The organism is Desulfopila inferna (genome assembly GCF_016919005.1).
Lineage (GTDB): Bacteria > Desulfobacterota > Desulfobulbia > Desulfobulbales > Desulfocapsaceae > Desulfopila_A > Desulfopila_A inferna.
The window spans coordinates 930107-949467 of the sequence record NZ_JAFFQE010000002.1 but is presented as its reverse complement, the minus strand read 5'-3'; the positions used below and the strand labels follow the sequence as shown (position 1 = coordinate 949467).

The 19361-nt window shown below is 46.6% G+C and carries 18 protein-coding genes, 1 tRNA gene and 2 other RNA genes; 15 read left to right on the top strand and 6 right to left on the bottom strand.

Going from position 1 to position 19361, the window contains the following annotated elements:
* From JWG88_RS08220 to JWG88_RS08200, 5 genes are all read left to right on the top strand, one after another.
* Positions 1–414, top strand: a 414-nt coding sequence (locus JWG88_RS08220; RefSeq protein ID WP_205233215.1) for a hypothetical protein, incomplete at its 5' end; no start/stop codon positions are given.
* A gap of 191 nt (positions 415–605) precedes the next feature.
* The gene (locus JWG88_RS08215; RefSeq protein ID WP_205233214.1) at positions 606–1130 is read left to right on the top strand and encodes a hypothetical protein; all 525 of its coding nucleotides are present in this window, start codon (positions 606–608) and stop codon (positions 1128–1130) included.
* 161 nt (positions 1131–1291) lie between these two features.
* A complete protein-coding gene (locus JWG88_RS08210; RefSeq protein ID WP_205233213.1) occupies positions 1292–1528 on the top strand; it encodes a DUF2695 domain-containing protein in 237 nt (78 codons plus the stop codon).
* A 651-nt stretch (positions 1529–2179) separates the two neighbouring features.
* Complete coding sequence (locus tag JWG88_RS08205; RefSeq protein ID WP_205233212.1) at positions 2180–2593, top strand: hypothetical protein; 414 nt, start codon at positions 2180–2182, stop codon at positions 2591–2593.
* Positions 2594–2740: 147 nt separating this feature from the next.
* Positions 2741–4534, top strand: a complete 1794-nt coding sequence (locus JWG88_RS08200) for a hypothetical protein (RefSeq protein ID WP_205233211.1) — start codon at positions 2741–2743, stop codon at positions 4532–4534.
* Positions 4535–4741: 207 nt separating this feature from the next.
* Here the strand turns inward: JWG88_RS08200 and JWG88_RS08195 are convergent, their stop codons facing one another.
* Positions 4742–5320 (bottom strand): hypothetical protein, encoded by a 579-nt coding sequence (locus tag JWG88_RS08195; protein WP_205233210.1) that lies wholly within the window; start codon positions 5318–5320, stop codon positions 4742–4744.
* Positions 5321–5557: 237 nt separating this feature from the next.
* Between JWG88_RS08195 and JWG88_RS08190 the strand changes: the two genes are divergently transcribed.
* The 3 genes from JWG88_RS08190 (at position 5558) to JWG88_RS08180 (ending at position 8599) form a co-directional block, all read left to right on the top strand.
* Positions 5558–7000, top strand: a complete 1443-nt coding sequence (locus JWG88_RS08190) for a DNA primase family protein (protein ID WP_205233209.1) — start codon at positions 5558–5560, stop codon at positions 6998–7000.
* 181 nt (positions 7001–7181) lie between these two features.
* Positions 7182–7469, top strand: a complete 288-nt coding sequence (locus JWG88_RS08185; RefSeq protein WP_205233208.1) for a helix-turn-helix domain-containing protein — start codon at positions 7182–7184, stop codon at positions 7467–7469.
* Between the two features lie 2 nt (positions 7470–7471).
* Positions 7472–8599: a tyrosine-type recombinase/integrase gene (locus JWG88_RS08180; RefSeq protein ID WP_205233207.1), complete on the top strand. Its 1128-nt coding sequence runs from the start codon at positions 7472–7474 to the stop codon at positions 8597–8599.
* Positions 8600–8697: 98 nt separating this feature from the next.
* Here the strand turns inward: JWG88_RS08180 and ssrA are convergent.
* The 5 genes from ssrA to JWG88_RS21640 all read right to left on the bottom strand — a co-directional run bounded on the left by ssrA (position 8698) and on the right by JWG88_RS21640 (position 14275).
* Positions 8698–9062, bottom strand: a transfer-messenger RNA (tmRNA) gene (gene ssrA / locus JWG88_RS08175).
* A 50-nt stretch (positions 9063–9112) separates the two neighbouring features.
* Positions 9113–9574: an SsrA-binding protein SmpB gene (gene smpB / locus JWG88_RS08170; protein ID WP_205233206.1), complete on the bottom strand. Its 462-nt coding sequence runs from the start codon at positions 9572–9574 to the stop codon at positions 9113–9115.
* A gap of 7 nt (positions 9575–9581) precedes the next feature.
* Entirely contained in the window at positions 9582–11384 is a 1803-nt protein-coding gene (locus JWG88_RS08165; protein WP_205233205.1) for a GspE/PulE family protein, read from the bottom strand.
* Between the two features lie 174 nt (positions 11385–11558).
* Positions 11559–12407: a deoxyribonuclease IV gene (locus tag JWG88_RS08160; protein ID WP_205233204.1), complete on the bottom strand. Its 849-nt coding sequence runs from the start codon at positions 12405–12407 to the stop codon at positions 11559–11561.
* Positions 12407–14275, bottom strand: coding sequence for a M48 family metalloprotease (locus JWG88_RS21640; protein WP_205233203.1), 1869 nt, complete (start codon positions 14273–14275; stop codon positions 12407–12409). Before JWG88_RS21640 ends, JWG88_RS08160 begins: the two co-directional genes overlap by 1 nt.
* A gap of 146 nt (positions 14276–14421) precedes the next feature.
* Here JWG88_RS21640 and JWG88_RS21900 point away from each other — a divergent pair, with 146 nt between their 5' ends.
* From JWG88_RS21900 to JWG88_RS08125, 7 genes are all read left to right on the top strand, one after another.
* Positions 14422–14556, top strand: coding sequence for a hypothetical protein (locus JWG88_RS21900; protein ID WP_306793067.1), 135 nt, complete (start codon positions 14422–14424; stop codon positions 14554–14556).
* 85 nt (positions 14557–14641) lie between these two features.
* A tRNA-Ile gene (locus JWG88_RS08150) sits at positions 14642–14718 on the top strand.
* Between the two features lie 209 nt (positions 14719–14927).
* Positions 14928–15788 carry a Nif3-like dinuclear metal center hexameric protein gene (locus tag JWG88_RS08145; protein ID WP_205233202.1) on the top strand — a complete coding sequence of 287 codons (861 nt, stop codon included), beginning with the start codon at positions 14928–14930 and terminating at the stop codon, positions 15786–15788.
* Positions 15785–16507 carry a zinc ribbon domain-containing protein gene (locus JWG88_RS08140; protein WP_205233201.1) on the top strand — a complete coding sequence of 241 codons (723 nt, stop codon included), beginning with the start codon at positions 15785–15787 and terminating at the stop codon, positions 16505–16507. The genes JWG88_RS08145 and JWG88_RS08140 overlap by 4 nt, the downstream gene beginning before the upstream one ends.
* 136 nt (positions 16508–16643) lie before the next feature.
* Positions 16644–16995: RNase P RNA component class A (gene rnpB, locus JWG88_RS08135), an RNA gene on the top strand.
* A gap of 33 nt (positions 16996–17028) precedes the next feature.
* The gene (ispD, locus tag JWG88_RS08130; protein ID WP_205233200.1) at positions 17029–18216 is read left to right on the top strand and encodes a 2-C-methyl-D-erythritol 4-phosphate cytidylyltransferase; all 1188 of its coding nucleotides are present in this window, start codon (positions 17029–17031) and stop codon (positions 18214–18216) included.
* Positions 18207–19349 carry a M20/M25/M40 family metallo-hydrolase gene (locus JWG88_RS08125; RefSeq protein WP_205233199.1) on the top strand — a complete coding sequence of 381 codons (1143 nt, stop codon included), beginning with the start codon at positions 18207–18209 and terminating at the stop codon, positions 19347–19349. The genes ispD and JWG88_RS08125 overlap by 10 nt, the downstream gene beginning before the upstream one ends.
* Positions 19350–19361 lie beyond the last annotated feature (12 nt).

Here is a 19361-nt window from a genome sequence, read left to right as displayed (position 1 = left end):
AACAAGTTTCACAGCTTCTACTTTGAATTCTTGTGTATATTTTCTTCTTCTTTCGGTCATAATGACACCTCCTTGTCGAATAAAAATCCAAACTTAAGAAAGTGTCCATTATTTCTTTACCACTTCACTGCATACCTTATTTCTGTGAGGTTTTTTGGCGTTATATTCCTCGGCAATAAATTATTGCGCAAAGAATACACTTCAGTCATTGCACAGATGTATTTTATAGGGAGGTGGGAATTAAGACGTTGGATCGGTTGGTTGGCAATGATAGCCCGGTTCAAAAAACTTGAGGGAAGAAATATTAGATTGTTGTGGGGTGTTGGGGGGATATTAATCCGTAAGGTGATTGCCGTACATTGGCCGCCCTACGTGGAATCCATAATATTTACAAATATCAAAATGCATCCGTGACCGAATGTCCGCTGATTGACGTACGGATTAATAGAAATCAAGAAATTGAATGGAGGTACAAGAGTTATACCATAGATAAACAAGAGCAGCATAATTAGGGATGTACAGAACATCCAACAGAATTGGGCCAGTAGGAATTTTATCTTACTGGCCTTTTGTATTTTTAGTAATTTTATTCAAGGAGTTTTAAAATGACAGTAAAAGTTAAATTATTAGTCGGTTATGCACGGGGTGGAGAAGTTTATAGAAAAGATTCTATACAAATTAAAAAGCCCAAAGATGAAAAAGAAATTGATGGGGTAAATATACTTAAAATACCCATCTTTGATGACGTCCCTCGGCACCACAAGCTAACCGGTAATAAAGTGTTTTTTTTTGACATACTTGCAACATTCAAATTTGAAAAATTTTCTATTGAGTCAAACTTATTCGAACTTAACCTCACTAACTACGATGAAGAAACTGATTTTTGGGAGTGGAGAGATGATTTCACTGGCGAAATGAGTCATAGGGATTGGGAGGGTGTTAAATTAAACCCAATTCTTTTGACAAAGGTTATTGATTCACTAAAAGCAGATATTGAGCGAGGGGTCCTAAACGATGATGACCTTGAACCAGAAAATCTCATTTGGCACAAATGGGCAATTAACGCCCTCGAATCAATACCTGACTTTGAAACCAAACATGTGCTTGTATATTTCAAAGTTAACAAATAAGCACATATTTTTTTGAAATTTATTGGAATATTTAAGAGTTAGACGGCAATAGACATATAAGAATTTAATGCAGTTCAAATATATGTTTTTGGTTCGTATTTGCGAAGGTCGGCGGGGAAATCCCTGTCGGCCTTTTCTATTTTTTAGGAGAAAAATTTATTATGGAAAAAGAAATTGTAAGCACTGGGCATCCACACTGGAATGTTCTTCGTATTCAATTAGATGAAGAACTAAGAATTCAAAGATGCAATGGTTCGTTGGATATTACCGAACGTATTCTTATATCACTGCCCAATGTGGACGTAGGAGCAACACTTGATTTTTTAATCGAAAACGAGGGCCGCTGTGATTGCGAAATCCTGCATTTGATGTACGCGATTAACGACAGTTGTTACTAAACTGTCTAGCTGTTCCACAAGATAAGTTAGTACTGTCCAGTGCCTCTTCCTTTATGAATGCAGGTATTCCTGCCATGCACCTTAGTTTCAGCACAATATCGCCGCATACCATTCCACGGATTTCTATAGTTCATCTCCATAGAGGCACATCTTTTCGGAGAGGTATTTGTAAAAGATGAACCCAAGTCTGTAATGCCTGAAATCATCCCCCCCACCTTACACCGTAGCAACAGAAGATTTTTTTGAAGTGTGGGGAGTGGGAACTGGCACACAATTTATCGTTAACAAAATACCTGGCCTTAGAACATATGACTCTGCTGGGGATTGGAAGTCAGTAACTGTGTCGATTAGTTGGAACTGATAGCTGGTGAAAATAATCCATTGATTCAACAAATAATTCTTGTGGAGAGGTGCTCAGGATTATTTATACAGAACATAGTGGCACGCCAGATTTTTAAATAAATATAAGGAGGTTAATGTTATGATTTAACATATATATTAGTTGTAAGTCCAAGTTAGTTTTAGAGCACAAAACAAAAAGGTCGGTGGGGAAATCCCTGTCGGCCTTTTCTATTTTATATTGGAGAATTTAAAGAATGTAACTCCAATAAAAACTATAAGCCATGGGTATAATCCATGAAGGAGCAAAAAATGAAAAGTTTATTTTCTAATTCAGGCCTTTTGATACATCAAAATATTTTTGGTGAAAGATTCAAAGGTGATATGTCTACAGTAGTTGTAACAGAAAAAGACATGCGACCTAACAACGAGAAGGACTCATGTCCTTTTTGCAAGCAAAGAATTGGGGAGTATCATAAAGATTTTTGTGATTTAGCAAGGAAAACTGCACAAATCATTTTCGCGATTCGCGCTGAAATATCATTGCCAGATTTCATTGATGAATATTGCATGGACAATAAAGTCAGAGAAATTTCAAATGATATAAATAACCTTGCCTATAATCATTTATTGGATAATGAAGGTGAGAATCTCCTGGACTTTGAGTCTGCTGGTGCAACTGTTGGAATAATTGATTCCCAAGTAGACCCTAAGAAAATCTTTTAAGAATTATTATTCTTTAAAGATTTTACGGTTAGTAGGGAATTCTTCGTTAACCGATTTTTCTTTATAAAAAGATAGCAACAATTATCGTATTCTAGGGCCGTTCTTCCATGTAGTGAGGAGCGGCCCTTTGTCTTTGGAGCTGTACCTATGGAAAAAACAAAGAAGAGAGTACGCTCTGCCATAGCGCCTCTGTCTCAACAATATGACGAAGAGATCTACACCAACGAATGGCTATACAATGCGATGACTTTCAACGCTGCACGTGTAAAAGCAGCTCCAGAGGTAACAGGTATTGTTGACAGATTATTTCCGCAGATAATTGAGATGCTTGAGCAGCTTGGCAAACTGTCAAAAGCTCAAATCAACAAGAAGAAATCCAGAATCAAATTCACCTGCAAGGTAATTTTATTTAATCTTTATCTGGGATGGCTGCAAAACATGCCAGTCAAATACTCAAGAAACAGCAATGACTATATTAAAAACACTCGCTATCGAAAATTACACTTCACCTACTCCCAGGTAATTCCATCGGTTGATGCCTTCATTGCCTTGGGACTAATTTACAATCGACCAGGTGAATATTTCCCTGAAAGAAGGAATGGTCGTTTTCAGTCAAGGATGTGGGCTACTGATAAGCTTTCAAAACTAATGCTTGATGTAATCGGCAATCTGGCCTACCAGGTTGAAACAGAGGATAAGCGTGAAGTTATCATCTTACGAGACTCAGAAAAGAACAATATCGACTACAAGGATACAATCAGAACTCAGAAGTACAGAAAGAATTTGCGCTGCTACAATGAATTTATCTCAAAACAGTTCGTTAAGGTTCATGCGGAAGGTACTCTAAAAGTGAGCCTTGGAAGTCTGAAAGAGAAGCTGCTGCCAAATTTTCTTCAGGCCAATGCTACCCTGACAAACCTTCAGTCAGATATCCCCAATAGTCACCGGAATAGTAGTTCAACCAGAAGAATGATTAGTAGTAATGGTACAGTACCATACCTAACAGTACAGGAAAGACAGTACAAAGATAGTACATCTATAGTAGACCACCACATATCCATAACTAATAGATATTATCTATTACAACCATATTTCAATGGATTAGGTAAAAACCCCACTTACTATAGTTTGTCACGTGATTTGAAGAGAACCACCCCTCTATACAAAATATTGGAAGATAATGTCATGAAGTTATCGCATTTCAGAACCATAGTGTTGAACCAGATGTTGACGCATAAAGACGATGACGAGTTCATTTACGAGAAAAGGCCGCTTCAGAAGTTCGGTATCTCTCAGCTTGATTTTGTTATTGAGAACAAAAAACTCTACAGGGTCTTCAACAGAAAACGATTTAATCTGGGTGGAAGGTTCTATGGTGCTCTTCATACAAATCTGCCTAAAGAATTGCGGGCAGATATCTTGATAAACGGAGACCCCACGGTAGAACTCGATTACTCTGCTCACCATGTACGCATCCCTTATCATTTGGCAAAAACAGAGTACGTGGAGGACCCCTATCGAGCAGTGTGTAAAGACCGGTCAGATGACAAGGAACGAAAAATGATGAAGCATATCTTTTTAATGGTTGAAAACACCCGTTCAAGGGGTGGTGCGATTTTTGCGATTAAAGAAAATGCCAAGCCTTGGTATAAGGATTATATCGGCAGCTTAGGTTATAAGGACATTTCAGCAGTACTTGACCGCATTGAAGATGAACATAATGCCATCAGTAATTGTTTTTACAAGGAAAAGGGTCGTGAATATCAATTTATTGACAGTGAGATTGCAGAAGCAATTTTATTACGCATGACCAAATCAGGTATTCCCTGCCTGCCTGTGCATGATAGCTTTATTGTCCCTAAACAGCACCAGGATGAGCTCTATCAAGTAATGACTGCGGAATACAAGCGTGTCCTGGGCTTTTCTCCTGTAATAACATAGATTTTTTCACTTCACCTATAATTCAGTGACACTAATGACGCGTTTTTAGCTTTTGTGTGTTCAACATCTCAAAATCTGATTATTGCCGAAAATGTGTCATTAGTGTCATTTTCGGCAAAATATCCCTGAGTTGTAAATGAATTTCAAAGGAGGATATTGGTGATGGAACCTACGGCCAACTACCTGCCGCTTAAGAACCAGCTACCACTATATTGGAGTGTTGTACATCTTCCCCTTTCTACCAGTATCGCTACAAATTTTTGAACAAAATTTTTGTCTCCTATGCTGGTATTGATAAAAGAATTTACCACATTTTGGGCATCTTCTAAACCTGCTTTGCTCTAAGTGTAAGTAACTAATTAAGTTTAGAAATATGGTCGATGTAACGTCGTGTTCCTCTCTTCTCTTATCTTGGATATTTACATTAAACCTAAAAACTATTTCTCCATTGTTATCATAGTCGAGCATCGCTTTAACTGGATATTCCAACCCATCACACTGCTTGTCCATTACCCCTCTGACAGCGTTGGTTGTAGCTTGTTTGATGGAGTGAATCATTTTCTTGGCATTTGTTAAGTCTTTATCAGCTAATGCAGCCGCTACCCTTTCACTTTGCTCCTTTTGGGTTAGTACCAAACCCTCCCCAATTACATTGCAAGATTCCATAAGTTCTAACCACTTATAAAGAAAGGCAGCGAATGACGATTTATTTTCAGGAGTCTCCTGTTCTGCCATGAACGCTAATTCCAAAAAAATATCCAACGGTTCCTTGTCACTTTCTTTCAATGTATTCATCTCATTAGGCTGTATGACACGTATTGTAATCACAAAATATAGAAAAACACTTTGACAATTCCTTTTACCGCAGGTACGATATATTTAATTTTAACGTACCTTATACGTAAACATTTTTTTTGTCGTTGATAAGCCGATGTTTTCCATTATATGTCAATTAAAAGAAGAACGCAACTATGAAAGAATCAGTATCCCGAAATATGCTTTACAACACAAGAGGAGGGAGACATGAAGTTACACGAACAAGAAAAACACTACCAGTCCAACTGTCTTTCCGGCATAACACCATCAAATGCAGGAGAGACCACAGAGCAGCAAAAATCCGATTTCAATCTAACAGATTTAGGAAATGCAAACCGATTGGTGGAACAGTTTGGGGACAAAATAAAATACTGCTCAACATCCCGGAAATGGATTGTCTGGAATGGCAAGTCCTGGGAAAATGACGAAAACGCAACAGTTTCAAAGCTGGTTAGAGAAGTTGTCAAAAACCTGTACAAAGAAGCTCAGCAGGCTGAAGATGAAGTAACAAGAACGAAAATAGCAAAACACGCGATGAGGTCAGAACACGTAAATAGAATTAGAGCCATAACTGCCCTAGCAATGGATGACCATAGAATTCGAATAAAAACCGAAGAGCTTGATTCTAACACGTGGCTACTGAATTGTACGAATGGCACTGTAAATTTAAGGACTGGACAAATTACGTTCCATGACCCAAACGACTTCATTACAAAAATGGTCCCCGTCGATTATGACGCAAACAGCGCCTGCCCCAATTTCCTGAAATTTCTATCCCAGATTATGGCTGAAAACGTGGAGATGCTTCAATACCTACAAAGATTCCTCGGATATACACTCACAGGAAATACAAGGGAACAATGTTTTCACATCTTTTGGGGTAACGGCTCAAATGGAAAAAGTACCCTCCTGAATTTATGGACCAAGTTACTTAGTGACTATGCAAAACAAGCACAGCCGGAGTCCTTTCTTGACACAAACAAAGGGAATATAAACAATGACATCGCAAGGTTAAATGGCGCTAGGCTGGCGACAACAACTGAGCCAGATGACAATCAATACCTTGCAGAAGGTATCCTAAAGCAGACAACTGGCAGCGATACGATGACAGCACGCTTCCTGCGTAAAGAATATTTCGAGTTCAAGCCACAGTTTAAGTTAATCATGACAACGAACCATAAACCCAATATCAAGGGAAAGGATTTTGGAATGTGGCGGAGAGTCAGACTCGTTCCATTTGAAATAACCATTCCCCCACATGAACAAGACCAAGACTTAGAAGAAAAACTCAATTCAGAATTACCTGGGATTCTAGCCTGGGCTGTTAGGGGCTGTTTAGACTGGCAGAAAAATGGCCTTGGATTACCAAAGGTTATAGCGGACGCGAATGCCGAATATAGACAAGAGATGGATGTAGTGGGACGATTCATTGAGGATTGTTGCACTGTAGGAACGGACGAGAGAGTGTCTAGTCAAATTCTTTTTACGCTTTATTCAGGTTGGTGTCGTCAGCAGGGAGAGTCCCTGAAGACCAAGGTCGCTTTTGGAAAAGAATTGAAGCAGAAATGTTTCACTCCATACAGGACAAGTACTGAAAGAGGATGGCTTGGCATAGGCCTCAAAACATACATCAACGCTCTAGCTGCATAACAAGAGCACCACATAGCACGCCATCAAACTATTGAAGTAAAAACAGAACGAATTTACCCAGTGCAACGGAAGAACAGGTAACTAAAGAAAGTCAGTTACCAAATGCGCTCACCGCGGTACTCCGCAACGGACGACATCTTTCACCGCACAGTCAAACATTTCTAAAGGAAGGACTGTGTCTATGAACGATTATCTGAAAAGGCAAAATTATTTTACTCAAAAAGAACTTGCGACGCGGTGGAGAGTATCTCAAGGTACCATTATCAATCTGCGCAAAGCTGGCAACATTCCATTTTTCAGCTTACCAGGTTCAAGTAAGATACTGTACCCTGTTGATGAAATAATTGATTGTGAGCAAAAACATACAACTGCAATAAAGGAGGTGCATAACAAAAGACATCAACTAACTGAATTAAAGAGGAAATTGCCTGTTGTATCACCCAAAAAACAACAAAATTGGAGGATATAACTATGGCAAAAAAGAGTAAAAACCATCATCTCGAACTACGGGGTGATACTTGGTACTTCGTCGCTATGGTAAACGGAAAGAGGATAAGAAGAGCTTTATCCACTTCTGTAACAGAAGCCAGACGGACACGTGACCAATACTTGAAAGAAATTGACCTGTACGGGAAAATTCAAAGTAGTAAAGCCGTCTATGACCCTGATGGCGACAATGAAGAGATTTTATTTGGTGAAGCGGCTCAAAAGTGGGCTAACTCTATCGTCAGAAAGGTAAAACCATCTACTTTAAGAGACTATAAAAGTGCGATGAACACCTATATTTTACCTCGCTTCGGTAACACTCCGATATCCGAAATTACGTTTCTTGAAATTGAAGAGTTCATGGCGCAGCTTACCTGCTCTGCCAAGCGAATAAATAATGTCTTGGTACCGATGAGAGCCGTTATGCACTTCGCACAGCGAGCAGAGATGATAGACAAAAACCCTATGAACCTGATTGCTAATCTAAAGACTGATAAACCTGATATCAGCCCTCTATCTATGGATGAAGTCAATTTGTTTTTGAATGCAGTTCATCAATATTATACAGATTTCTTCACTGTTGCTTTTTTTACCGGCATGAGGTTTGGCGAAATGGCCGCTTTGAAGTGGGAAAATGTCTCCTTCAAACTCGGCGTCATCAAGGTAAAAGAAACTCGCGTAAGAGGTGAAGAGGGTCGCCCAAAGACCAATGGCTCAGTAAGGGACATCAAGATGATGCCGCCTGTCATTGAGGCTTTAACGAATCTGAAGGCAAGGAAAAAAAACAACTCTCCTTATGTATTTGTAAATAAGAGCAATAACCCTCTGCTGCCGAACTCCATCAATTACCATGTATGGAAGCCTGGTTTAAGAAAAGCTGGGCTTAAGCCAAGGTCTCTTTATCAGACGAGGCATACATTTGCGACTTTGATGCTCGATAGCGGTGAGCTTCCAGGTTGGGTCCAAAAAATGATGGGCCATGAATCTTTGAAAATGATATTGGAAAAATACTATTCCTACATCAAGAACTACCAAAGAAATGATGGCGAGGCGTTTATGGAAAATGTCTTTGTTCCAGGGACACCTAGTGATGTTGTTGAGTCAGTAAATTGACATTGGCGTTTTTTACCCCAAATTTACCCCAAAATAAATAAGGGGAAAAAGCCAAGTGGCTAAATCCCCGTATTTACAGGCCTTAACGGCCATCACTCTGGTGGAGGCGGCGGGAGTCGAACCCGCGTCCGCAAATGCTCCCCTCTCGTATCTACATGCTTAGTTCCCTACTTGAAGTTTCGCCTAAGATATGCCGTGGGAACAGAGCGGATCTTAGGCTAGTCTATGAAGTTCTCGTCGCCTGATGTATAGACACCATCAATTGACCAGCCCGATGAGTCGACGCCCCAGATCCGGCCTTTCGGGCGAAGACCGGTGGGACGGCAGTATGACAGGTATTAAGCTGCTACTGCGTAGTTATAATCGTCTGCGATTATATTTATAGTCCGTCTTTTTTACGAGCTGACAGGTGCTCGGCATGCAACTCAAGCTTCCACATCCACGTCGAAGCCGTTTCGCCCCCTTATTTCGACATTTTTAGTAATTTTCTTTTATACAACAAGTCTTTCTCTTTTAGTTCTGGTTTCGGCGCATGGCGCGTTCAACCTCTCGTTCACCCTGCTTTTTCTTCAGCGTGGCGCGTTTATCATATTGTCTTTTACCTCGGGCAAGACCTAGTTCCACCTTTGCCTTGCCGTTACTTACAAAGTATATACTAAGCGGTATGAGAGCAAGACCTTTCTCCTGAAGTTTACCGATTAGTTTTTTTATTTCACGTTTATGCAGAAGAAGCTTGCGCGGTCTGATCGGCTCGTTGGGATTGTGCGTGGCAAACGTATACAGGGAGATGTGGACGTTGTGCAGCATCACCTCTCCTCTTTCATTAACCCTGGCATAGCCATCACGCAGGTTGACCTTGCCGGCCCGCAGCGATTTCACCTCGGGGCCCGACAGGACCATGCCTGCCTCGATCTTCGAGTCGATAATATAATTGTGATAGGCTTTCTTGTTTCTGCCGACTACTTTACCTTGCATACTTGCTTTATTCCTCTCCGGTTACCCGAAGTGCTTCTTCATAGGTAGTGATCCCATCCTGCACCTTTTTCCAGGCGTCCTCGCGTAATGTAGTCATTCCTTCCCGAATAGCAACCTGTCGCATCTCCGAGGATGACGATTGGGCGACAATCATTTTTTTAAGTTCCTGCGAAAGAGGAAAAATCTCAAACACGCCCTGCCGCCCTTTATACCCGGTATGGCGGCATTCACGGCAGCCCTTGCCGCGCTGCAGGGTCTGAGTACCCTTGCGGGGCACGGGGAAGCCGAGTTTATACAGTTCGGCGCCGTCAACTTCAAACTCTTCCCGGCAGTCGGGGCAGATTTTCTTTACCAGCCGTTGAGCCATACAACCGAGCAGGGTGGAAGAGAGCAGAAAGGGCTGGACGCCCAGATCAATCAGGCGAATAATGGAGGACACCGCGTCGTTGGTGTGCAAGGTGGAAAAGACCAGATGACCGGTCATGGCTGCCTGGACCGCATGTTTGGCGGTATCGAGGTCGCGAATCTCTCCTATCATCAGGATATCGGGATCCTGCCTGAGAATATTTCTGAGAATGGTCGAGAAGGTGACATCGATCAGGGGCTGGACGGCGATCTGATTAAAATCTTCATAGACCATCTCCACCGGATCTTCGACGGTGACAATATTCTTCTCCGCCGTGGCAATGGATTTGAGGGTCGAATAGAGCGTGGTCGACTTGCCGCTGCCGGTGGGGCCGGTGACCAGCACGATGCCGTGGGGTGAAGTGATCATCTGGTTGTAGACCACCCTGTCTCTCCTGGCAAAGCCGAGATGATGAAGATCCTGAAAAATGACATCGGGATCGAGAATCCGCAGCACCGCCTTTTCGCCGAAAGAGACCGGCACGGTGGAGACGCGAATTTCGACGGTTTTGCCTTCACTGCTCTCAATCTTGATCCTGCCGTCCTGCGGTCTTCTTTTTTCAGCAATATCCAGGCGCGAGAGAAACTTTATCCTGGAGACGATGGCGGAATGGACGGCTTTCGGCAGCTTGTAGATGGTATGGAGCGAGCCGTCGATCCTGAAGCGCACCATACAGATTTCCCGCTTGGGCTCGATATGAATATCACTGGCGCGCTGGTCGAGAGCATAGTGAAAGAGATGATTTACCGCCGACTTGATATGCTGATCGGAAGAGGTGATGGCCTTGGCCGAGGTCAGCTTGACAAATTGCTCAAGGTTGCCGATATCAATCGAGGTTGCCACCCCGGGAGTGGTAAAGTGGGTTTCGGCGGCGCTGATGGAGCTCTGGAAGCCGAAAAACTCGGAGATGATCTTCTTTATCTCCGACTTGGAGGCAAGATAGGCCCTGACCTTCATCTGGTTGGCCTGCTCGATATCGGCGATGACGGTCTTGCAGTCGGGGTGGTAGGAGGCTACTTCCAGGATGCCGTTATGAATATTGAAGGGCAGAATAAGCTGGCGGATAGCAAAGTTCTTGGGGATGGTCTTGGTGACGACATCCATATCCAACTCGAGCGGATCAAGCTTTTTGTAGGGGATTTTGCGGGCCTGGCTGACCGTCCGCATAATGGTCTCTTCATCGAGTACAGTGTCATCCCGGCCATCGATGGTCAGTTTGAAAGAGACAATGACGTCGATCAGATCGGGATAATTGGGATCGATCTCATCCCTTTTTCCATACTGTTTCAACAGCTTCTGACGCTGTTTGCCCTTCTCGAGGGTGATGAATTTGGCCTGCTTGCCGCTGAGAATATTCGCTTTTACCAGCAGTTCAAGCAGAGCATCGCTATAGAGAAACTTCATTCGCACCACTTATACCCCACCAGGAGGCCGTCCGAAAATGCCTTATCTCCGGCAACCCTCCCGGGAGGCGATTCTTCCATTTATTGGAGTTGGCTACATAAATGGTGCATTGTTCCCTTTTATGGGATTTTTCGCAAGTCTCTTTCTCTGTAGAGGAGCGGAATCAAACTCAATCTATTTCTCCAGAAGGCCCGCAAGGATCCGCAGATTTCTGCGGTCATTTTCGAGCTCTTTGTCCTTGGGGGTCTCCAGAGTCATGGAACGCTCGGCAAACCTGGGATCATTGAGGAGATTACGGAACCCCTCCAACCCGATCTGTCCTTCACCGATATGGGCATGCCTGTCGACCCTGCTGCCCACCTCTTTGGTCGAATCGTTCAGATGGAAAAATTCTATCCTTTCAACTCCCACACGCTCATCGAAGAGTGCCATGGTTCGCTGGTAGGCCTCGACGGTTCTGATATCATAACCGGCAGCAAAGAGATGACAGGTATCAAGGCAAACACCGAGCCGCGAGGAATACCCGGACTGGGCCAGGATGGCGGCGATCTCCTCGAAACTGCTGCCCAGCCCGGTACCCTGGCCGGCAGTGTTTTCAATAAGCACCCTGGTCTCCGAACGGGCCTGCTCGAGTGCAGCATCCAGCCCACGGACAAAATGCTCTATACCCTGCTCCACCCCGGTGCCTCCATGTGATCCGGGATGAAGAACGAGCATGGTGATGCCAAGCTGCTGACAACGTTCCAGCTCGAGAACAAAGGCTCCGATCGATTTATGCAGCAGACTCTCATCGGCAGAGGCAAGATTGACCAGATAGGAGCCGTGTGAAGCCACCTCCAGGCCGGGATAGTCACGCCAGGCAGCACGAAAATCCTCGACTTCCTGCCGTCGCAACTCCGCCGGAATCCATTGCCGCTGGTTGCGGGTGAAAATCTGCAGCGCCTCGCCGCCCACCTGAGCCAGTCGCTCAAAAGCGAGATACAGCCCGCCGCTGACCGATTCGTGCGCTCCTAAAAACGGCATCAGACTTCCTCCCCGGTGCCGCTCAATATGGCGGGCAGCTGCCGTGACATTTGTTCCTCAAGTTCCTCCTGATAGGTGATCTTTCCGAATTTTTCTATCTGCGACTGATAATATTCCGCCTTTTCCGGATCGGCATAGGCGGCCCGCCTTTCCACCTCGATCGCCTGATCGACCAGCTCATTTGCCCAGAGGGCCGTAGCCAGGGTGTCAAGGATATAACCGCTGGGTTTCACGGCGGCAGCAGAACGGGCATACTCCAGTGCCTTTTCCGGATCGCGCAGTTCGATATCTTCGGCAGTGAGCAGCAGCCAGGAATAATTATTGAGAATATCCGGCTGTCGCGGCTCCATCTGCACAGCCATGTCAAAGGCGATAACGGCCCTTTCTTCAAAGTTGTTCTCGAGCAGAAAATTCCCGGCGAAAAAGAGCCAGTGAGCAGGATCTTCCTCCTGCTTTGCGTTGTAGAGCAGATCCGCCTTGACATATTTCTCTTCATAGGCGGCCATGCTCTTTTCAAAGGAGAGGCTCTGCACGAAAAGGATTGAGCCGAACAAGATGCCGATATAGAGCAACAGGCTGGTTCCCACTTTTCGATGGTGCTGTCTGATGAGTGCAGGCTCTCTCTCGCATTTATGCAGAAAATCGACTCTCTCGCCGATGCCGAAATGATGCCAACTCGGCTGTTCCCGGATATTGCCGCTGAGAATCGCGATTTTTTCAAAGGCGGAGATTATGGCACGGCTGTTGCCCTGCACATCAAAGACATGAAGGTCGGCCTGACGTTCGAAATTTCGCATGAAATACCCGAAAATATAGCGAAAGAAAATCAGCAGAAAAAGCAGGGCGGGAACGGCAATGACAACATTGCGCACCACTTCCGGCGACAGATTTACGGCGGCGACAAAAGAATAAAAATAATCCCTGGAAAAGAAATAATAATAGAGGGGCTCGGCGAGAAAACCGCCCGCCAAAACAAAACCTCCGATGAGAAAGACATAGAGCGGCAGATGAAACCTTTTGGCATGGCCGATCTCGTGAGCCATCACCGAGTCGAGCTCATCGATGGTCATGGTTTCCAGAAGCGCCGGAGTCAGAAGAATGTAGCGCAGTCCGGGAATCACTCCCATAACGCCTGCAGTGATTACCCGCCCTTCAAAAAGCGGCCAGATATACAATTCGGCGGAAAAATTCTGCTTTTCACAGAAGGCTACAAGATGATCCCGCAGGGGGCCCTCCTCCACCTTCCGGCAGCCCCACAGCGTCTTGACCAGCGGTGGAAAGAAGATAAAGACGAAGATCAGGAATGTTCCGAAAAAGAAGACATCTCCCCAGATCGAAGCCATGGCCTGCTGCAGCCACGGCCACGGGGCAAGGCCGACAAGATCGTAAAGAACCGTAAGAATCATCCAGGGCAGGACAATGGGGAGGTTGGCCTTGATATTGGAATATATGAAGACACTGCGTCGATATTTTCGTGCAAAAACCCGTTCATAGCTTTTTCTTGCCCTGCCCCAGAGAATTACAAGGAGCAGAAAAAAGACCAGCAGGCCGGCGATGTTGGTCAGGGCCGGAAGCCGGCCTCCGAAGGAGAGGAAGACAAGATAATATTTGAGATCGAGGCCGAACACCATAAAGACATAGACCAGCAGGCCGGCAGCGGCGACACGCTTCTCCGCTTTAAAGTATTCGCTGGACTCACTGGTATCCACCCGGCGAAAAACCCTGGCCGCATACCTGTCAAAGACGACTGCGAGCACCAAAAAAGCGAGCAGCGCCAGGATGGCCGGCAGGGTGGGAACCGGCGGAACTGTAGCCATGCTGAAGATAAAAATGGCGGTCAGGAAATAGAGCAGGTTGTTATATATCACGGTTTTTCCGTTACTATAGGTTGAGGAGTAGTATGGGTTTTGATGAAGTTCCTGATTTGTTTACGAGTCACCTGGTTTGCTGACATGGCAGCTTCTCAAAACAGTATTGCCTTTTTCAATTTTGTGTAGCTTTATCAGGAAATTTAATGACGGAAGTTCCTTTTTTCCCTGCTGCCGGATTCGCCCGATTCGGCGCATCGCAAGGTGGCTTAGCGGAGACCTTCCTCAAGAAGGTCAGCACATTCCCCGGCAACCGTCCTTCTCTGGTCAATGTTCGGTAAAATTCCCACATATTTCGCCACAGACCTCTTTTTAGTTGACTTTTTAACCAAAGAAGATAATATGATATGTTTACTTAGGCGGAATGGGCGCATAGCTCAGTTGGCTAGAGCCACCGGCTCATAACCGGTCGGTCGTAGGTTCGAGTCCTACTGCGCCCACCATAATTTTTGAATCTGATCCTTAACTCCAGGTTCCTTGAAAAGACTACAGTTTTTCACATATAGAGAGGCAGAACAAAAACCTGCCCACATAGAGTATGTCACACCGGGCTTAACCGCCTGGTCTAGACGGACTGAACCAAAAAGGTACTTTCTCCACGGGAAAGTACCTTTTTTTATTGGTTTTATCGGTAACATTGGGAGGATTCACAATGCAGCCTAAAATCAAGGATATCCTCTTCACCCTGGAAAATTTCGCTCCACAGGCACTTGCTGAAAAATGGGATAATGTCGGTCTCCTGATCGGCAGCCCGGACAATAACGCTGCCGGCATCCTGATCGGCCTTGATCCCACTAACTCGCTGGTGGATGAGGCCATCGCTCTTGGTGCCGATACTCTGATCACCCATCACCCTGTTATTTTCAAAGCACTTTCCTCCATTAACACGGACGACCCCGCCGGGCAGCTGCTGCAAAAGGCCCTGTCGCACAATATTTCCATTATCGGCTGTCACACCAATCTTGATTCTGCCGTCGACGGCGTCAGCGATGTCCTGGCGAGAGCCCTGAGACTGACCGACCTCGAACCTCTTTTGCCGGCGACAGAGGATAAAGCAAGCGGCAGCGGCCTGGGCAGGATAGGAGTCTATGCGGAACCGATATCGGCCGTGGAATTTCTCCAGCGGCTCTTCAGCCTTCTCCAGCTGGACACCCTGAATATTGCCGGATCACTGCCTGAAAAAATTTCCACGGTCGCCGTCTGCGGGGGCAGTGGCTCCGACCTGGCACCTCTGGCGCGAAGCCGCGGCGCCCATGTCTACCTCTCCGCCGAAATCAAACATTCCACCGCAATCTGGGCCAAGGAAACCGGTTTTGCCGTCATAGACGGCACCCATTACGCCACCGAGAAGCCAATCACCTTCCACCTTGCGGAAAGACTCAGAAAAATTGCTGTCCAGGAAAACTGGGATGTCGAAATACACCTAACAGAGACGGAGGAACCTCCTTTTGTCTCTTTACATACATTATCAACCTTGAAAACTAAAACCATAAATATAGGAGAAAAATCTTGAACGCCGAAATAGCTCAACTTGTCTCTTTGCAGGAACTCGACCTCGAAATAGACAAAATAGACAACGAAATAAAACAGGAACAGGAAGCTCTCGATGAACGCATCAAAAAACTGGCTGAAAAAGAAGCGTATATCAACACCCTGACCGAACAGATCGATGTTCTGGAAAAGGAACGCCGAACGCTAGAAGATGAAATGGCCGATAAAATGGCTCATGTAAAGGATCGCCAGTCTAAAATGATGCAGGTTCAGACCGGTCGCGAACAGACTGCCCTGTTAAAGGAAATCGAGGATGCCAAGAAAAGCGCCAAGGAAAGCGAAGACCGCATCGTCGAATTGATGGAAAAGATCGAAAACCTCTCCAATGAAGCAACTGAGGAAAAAAATCTCCTCAAAGGCGAGAAGAAACTGGTATCCGAAGAAACGGAAAAGGTTCGTAAAGCCATCGAAAAGATCAACAAGGGCAAAAAGGAAAAAACCGCCGTTCGTGATAAACAGGCCACAGAGATAAATTCGCGCCTTATAAAAAAATACAACACCCTGCGTAAACACCGCAATGGGCTGGCGGTGGTCAACGTTAATGACGGGGTATGCCAGGGCTGCTTCATGAGTCTGCCGCCGCAGCAGTTCAACATACTGCTCAGAGGCGATCAGATGCTTGACTGTCCCACCTGTCAGAGAATGATCTATTACAAGGAACTGGAGACTGCCGAGCAGTAGCAGAACGGACACCGGACCTTATCGATAGCAGGTTCAGCTGTCGGCGCGTTCTTCTCATTTTCATCTTTTCGGCAGAGAAGAAAAGATCCGGTTTAAGGACTGCAGGGAATAGTGTAGTATATAGATATAGATATTTTGGAGCGGGTGCATGATCGCTCCGGTTTTCACTGGAGAGGAAAGTCCGAACTCCACAGGGCAGAATGGTTCGTAACGCGAACACCGGGCGACCGGTGGAAAGTGCCACAGAAAACAAACCGCCTGCTCGCAGGTAAGGGTGAAACGGCGAGGTAAGAGCTCACCGCGTCCATGGTGACATGGACGGCATGGTAAACCCCATTCGGAGCAAGACCAAATAGGGAGGTTTTAAGGGCTGCCCGTCCACCGCCTCCGGGTAGGTTGCAAGAGGTGCCGGGCGACCGGCATCCCAGTTAAATGATCATGGCCCCTTGCAGGGGTAACAGAATTCGGCTTACTACCCGCTCCAATTTTTTCTATACAGCCCGCGAACACCAACTTTTATCATGAAAATTAAAGCCGCCGCCATCATTCCAGCCGCCGGCAGCGGCAGCAGAATGAACTCTCATCTGCCGAAACAGTATCTCGAGCTCTCCGGCAGGCCTGTCCTGGTGCATACCGTCTCCGCCTTCCATCACAGCAGTTTGATTGATCTGATCGTTGTGGTCGTCCCGGCGGACCGGGTGGAGTCCACCACAGAGCTGCTGCACCAATGGAATCTGACGGGCAAGGCAATCGTAATCAAGGGCGGTGTCCGACGGCAGGATTCGGTAAAGGCCGGACTCGACTACCTCGATCATGACCTTGATATCGTTCTGGTCCATGACGGCGCCAGGCCCCTGGTCTCCGAGGAGTTGATCCGCCGCTGCCGAGACGCTGCGGCAGAGCATGGCGCGGCCATTGCTGCAATCCCGGTAAAGGATACGCTGAAGAGAGGTGATCGCAGCGATTCCATCAGCGCCACCATCGACAGGTCGGCGCTATGGCAGGCCCAGACCCCGCAGGCGGCAAGATTTCCGCTTTTACGCCGGGCATTTGCCGAGGCGGGAGACTTTGAAGCGACGGATGAAGCGTCCCTGCTGGAGCGTGCCGCGATTCCCGTCAAGCTCGTGGCCGGATCGGAGACCAACATCAAAATCACCCGGCCCGAAGATCTCTTTATGGCCGAAAGAATTCTTATGCAGCCATCGACCAATCAGTTCAGAATAGGACATGGATTCGACGCCCACAGTTTTGCTCCAGGCAGGGAGCTGGTGCTTGGCGGAGTCAGGATTACATATGAGCGGGGGCTTGCCGGGCATTCCGATGCCGATGTGGTTACCCACGCTCTGTGCGATGCCATCCTTGGGGCCCTGGGCAGGGGCGATATCGGAGCCCATTTTCCCGACTCTGCGGCGGAATTCAAGGATATCTACTCGATACGGCTGCTGGAACAGGTCGCTGAAATCATGCGGCAGGACGGCTACACCATTGGCAATGCGGATATCACCATAATCTGCCAGGAACCACGGCTGGCTTCCTCTATTGCCGGGATGAAAAAGATTCTGGCTCAAGGCTGCGAGAGTACTCCCGAGCAGATTAATATCAAAGCGACAACCACGGAAAAGATGGGCTATACCGGCAGAAAGGAAGGCATCAGCAGTCATGCGGTAGTCTTTCTCACCTCAACGGCACAGGATATGAGATGCAGATAAATACAGACAGATTGGCACAATTCTTCACCGAGCTCTGCCAGCTGGAGAGTCCATCGAAAAAGGAGGGCGCAGTTGCCCGATACCTTCAGCAGCATTGCGAAAAACTCGGGGCCGCCTCCATCATCGTCGATGACAGCTCATCGCAAACAGGATCCGAAACCGGAAATCTCATCGTCCGCTTTACCGGTGATGAGAATCTCAATGACGCCCTGTTCTTCGCTTGCCATATGGACACCGTCGGCCCCACCGAAGGTCTGGAGGTGATACGTAATGGTGATATTTTCACCAGCGGCGGCAACACCGTGCTGGGTGCCGATGATAAATCAGGTATTGCACCGCTTCTCGAGCTTATGTACCTGCTCAAGGAAAACGACACCCCCCACTGCCCCATTGAGCTGGTCTTTACCACCTGTGAGGAAATCGGGCTTCTCGGCGCCAAGGCTCTGGATACCAGCCTGCTCAAGGCACAATACGGCTATGCCCTGGATTCCACCAGAAAAGGCAAGATTGTTACCGGCGCACCTGCGGCCAACAAGGTCAAGATCACCATCAAGGGCAAAGCCGCTCATTCCGGATCGGCGCCGGAGCGAGGCGTCAACGCCCTGGCCATAGCCGCTCAGGCCATTACCCAGATCACCCTCGGCAGGATTGACACCCTGTCCACCGCCAACTTCGGCCTGATAAGCGGCGGCACCGCCACCAATATCGTTCCCGAGACGGTAGTGCTCGAGGGCGAGGTCCGCAGCCACTCCCCGGTGATGCTGGCAGACCACACCAGGATTATAAAAAATATTTTCCAGCAGGTCGTCAAGGACTGGCCGCACAGTGAAGACGACATTGGGGCCTCGCTCTCCTTTGAGATGGAGGAGGATTTTCCGGCTCTGCAGCTCGAGGACGGCGAGCCGGTACTGCGCCGCATACACAGTGGCGCCGCAATTATTGACCGCCCTCTTTACTTCGATATCGCCGGCGGCGGCAGCGATGCCAATATATTCTGCGGCAGTGGCCTGCGGACGGCTATCGTTCCGACCGGCATGGCAAACGTGCATACCACCGACGAACAGGTGGATCTGAATGATATGGTGGCGCTCACCGAACTCATCTACGCCATGGTGACCGATAGCGGTTCCTGAAAATGACAGCGT